Source organism: Trebonia sp. (assembly GCF_049794275.1).
Lineage (GTDB): Bacteria > Actinomycetota > Actinomycetes > Streptosporangiales > Streptosporangiaceae > Trebonia.
Window position 1 is genome coordinate 1 of sequence record NZ_JBARCR010000482.1, and the last position, 3,187, is coordinate 3,187.

Consider the following 3,187-nt stretch of genomic DNA (forward strand, 5'->3'; position numbering starts at 1 on the left):
CCCGAGGCGGATGCGCTCGTAACCACGGATTCGTCGGTTGTGCTCGCCATTCTTGCTGCGGACTGCGTGCCGGTCGTGCTCTATGATCCCGTGGCGCATGTTCTTGGCTGTGTTCATTCTGGGTGGCGGGGGACGGTCGCGCGGGTGAGCGAGGCGGCCGTGGCCGCGATGGGCGCGCTTGGCGCCAGCCCGGAGAACGTCATCGCGGGGATCGGGCCGGCCATCGGGGCGGAGCGGTACCAGGTCGGGGCGGAGGTTGCTTCGGCCGTTGAGGGCGCGTTCGGAGGGGAGGCCGGGACCGTGATGCGGCCCGATGGCACCGGGCGCTGGCTGCTCGATCTGCCGGCCGCGAACCGGCTGGTGCTGCACGAGGCGGGGCTGCCGGACGCCAGCGTGCATGTCACGCCGTATGTGACCGGCGACGGCAGGTTCTTCAGCGACCGGGCGGTGCGGCCCTGCGGCCGGCTCGCGCTGGTCGCGCGGCTGCGGACGCGGGGGGAATGATGACCGACGTGGTGCGACGCGGCGAAGTGTTCCGGTACGAGTCCTTCGACGTTGATGCCGGGAGCGGGCTGCTCACGTGCCGGTATTCGGTCGACGGGCGTCCTTTCAGCGAGCGGGTGACGCTGGCGCCCGGAGAGCGGTGGGAGACCCCTGCCGCCCAGGCGGCCGCGCGGCTGGTGTTCTTGGTCGCCGGGGTCTCCTACTACAAGACCGCCGCGCCCCCGGTTATCGAGCTTGGCGAGACCGAGCTCACCGAGCTGGAGCGGGCCTTCCTTCGCGAGTTCTATCTGCAGGGGCTTGGCGAGTTCGCCTATCGCAACGCGATTGACCTAAGCGATCTGCGGATCGACGCGGAGGTGCGGGCCGGGCAACCGCCTTCGGGCCGCGCATCGGGTGAGGCGCGGGCGCTCGTGCCGTTCGGGGGCGGGATCGACTCGATCGTGTCGGTGGAGCACGTGCGGCAGCGGGCCGATGTGGCGCTGTTCGTGGTCAGCCGGCCGGGGGACCGGTTCGAGGCGATCGAGCGGCCGGCCGCGGTGAGCGGGCTGCCGGTCGTCCGTGCCGGGCGCGAGATCGACCAGCAGCTGATGCGGTCGGCGGAGCTCGGGTTCCTCAACGGGCACGTGCCGGTGACCGGCATCCTATCCGCGATCGCCGTCCTCGCCGCCGTGCTCGGCGAACGGGACGCCGTGGTGATGTCCAACGAGTGGTCCGCGTCCGTGCCGACGCTGGAGCACGACGGGCGGCCGGTCAACCACCAGTACTCCAAGAGCGCCTCGTTCGAGGCGGCGTTCCGTGCGGTCCTCGCCGCCGACCCCGCCGGGCTGCCTGATTACTTCTCCATGCTGCGCGACAGGACCGAGTTGTGGATCGCGGAGGTCTTCGCCGGGCTCGAGCGGTACCACGGGTCATTCCGGAGCTGTAACCGGGCCTTCCACCTCGACAAGTCGCTGCGGCTCGCCCACTGGTGCGGGCAGTGCGACAAGTGCTGCTTCATCGACCTCATCCTCGCGCCGTTCATGTCAGCAGAAGCGCTGCGCGCGGTATTCGCGGCGGACGGGGGCGGCTCGGAGCCGCTGGCCAAACCGGAGCTCGCACCGAAGTTCCGCGCGCTGCTCGGCGCGGGGACCAAGCCGTTCGAGTGCGTCGGGGAGGTCAGCGAATGCCGGGCCGCGGTCCTGCTCGCCGCCCGGCGCGCCGACCGCGCCGGTTTCCCGCTGCTCAAGGAACTCGCCGCCGAGGTCGCGGGGCGCCCGGACGCGCCGGCCGACGCCGAGATCGCCGCGATGCGCCGCCCCGTGGGTGAGAACTTCGTCCCGACGGTATTCGCCTTCGGGGAGTCATGACCCGGGAACGGCCGAAGCTGGGCTGGGGCGACCTGCGCGGGGCTCGCGTCGGCGTCTGGGGTTTCGGCCGCGAGGGCGAGGCGAACCTCCGCAAGCTGCGCTCGCTCGGCGTCGAGCCCGTGCTCGTGGACGACAGTCCCACAGCGGGAGAAGCGGGAGACGAACACGTCCTGGCCACCGCCGACGGCGGCCTTGACGCGCTGCTGCGCTGCGAGGTCGTGGTGAAGACCCCGGGGATCAGCAGCTACAGCCCGCAGGCCGACCGGCTGCGGCAGGCGGGTGTGGTGCTGGCCGGCGGCCTCGGGCTCTGGCTGCAGGAGGCCGACCGGGAGCGGGTCGTCTGCGTCACCGGCACCAAGGGCAAGTCCACCACCTCCTCGATCCTCGGCCACCTGCTGACCGGCCTCGGGTACCGGGCGATGGTGGGCGGCAACATCGGCGCCGCTCCGTACGACCCCGCCCTGGCCGGCGACTGCGACTACTGGGTGATCGAGGTCTCCAGCTACCAGGCGACCGACCTCGCCTCGTCCCCGCCGGTCACCGCGGTGACCTCGCTGCATCCCGACCACCTGCCCTGGCACGGCGGCGTCGAGCAGTACTACCGCGACAAGCTGTCCGCCTGCTCCCAGCCGGGCGCCGAACTCACCGTCGCCAACGGCGATAGCGAGCTGATCCGCGCCCGCGCCGGCCTGCTCGCGCCCCGCGTCGAGTGGGTGCTGGAAACCGACGAGGCAAGCGCGACGTGGCTGGACCCGCTCGGGCTGCCGGGTCGGCACAACAGGCGGAACGCGCTGATCGCCCGGCGCGTGCTGCGCGCCCTCGGCGTCGAAGGCGCGGACGACGACGAGGCGCTGCGCGCCGCCGCCGCCGGGTACGAGGGGCTGCCCAGCCGGCTCGCCACCATCGGCGCAGTGGCCGGGGTCAGCTTCGTCGACGACAGCCTGTCCACCAACGTGCTGCCGACGCTCGCCGCCCTCGACGCTTTTCCCGGCCGCCGGATCGCGCTGATCGTCGGCGGTCAGGACCGCGGCATCGACTATGCCCCGCTGGCGGCTGGAGTGTCGGGCCGGGAGTCGCCAACGTACGTTCTGACCCTTCCTGACGGCGGTCAGCGGATCAGCGCGGCCTTCGCGGCGACCGGTACCCGCGGCGAGGCCTTCGCCGGAGTCACCGACTGCCAGGACCTGGAGACCGCCGTCGCCGCCGCCTTCGCGTGGGCGCGACCGGACGGGATAGTGCTGCTGTCGCCGGCCGCCCCCAGCTTCGGCCAGTTCCGCGACTACCGTGACCGCGCCGAGGCCTTCGCCCGCGCCATGCGAGCCTGCGCCGCCGGCTAG

Annotated in this window: 3 protein-coding genes; all 3 read left to right on the forward strand. The window is 72.4% G+C overall.

What is annotated here, in order from left to right; all coding sequences use genetic code 11:
* Window positions 1-504: polyphenol oxidase family protein (locus WA805_RS13205; protein ID WP_422289421.1), on the forward strand; the 504-nt coding region annotated here is incomplete at its 5' end.
* Window positions 505-512: 8 nt separating this feature from the next.
* A complete protein-coding gene (locus WA805_RS13210; RefSeq protein WP_424560450.1) occupies window positions 513-1,850 on the forward strand; it encodes a hypothetical protein in 1,338 nt (445 codons plus the stop codon).
* The gene (murD, locus tag WA805_RS13215; protein ID WP_422324135.1) at window positions 1,847-3,187 is read left to right on the forward strand and encodes a UDP-N-acetylmuramoyl-L-alanine--D-glutamate ligase; all 1,341 of its coding nucleotides are present in this window, start codon (window positions 1,847-1,849) and stop codon (window positions 3,185-3,187) included. Before WA805_RS13210 ends, murD begins: the two co-directional genes overlap by 4 nt.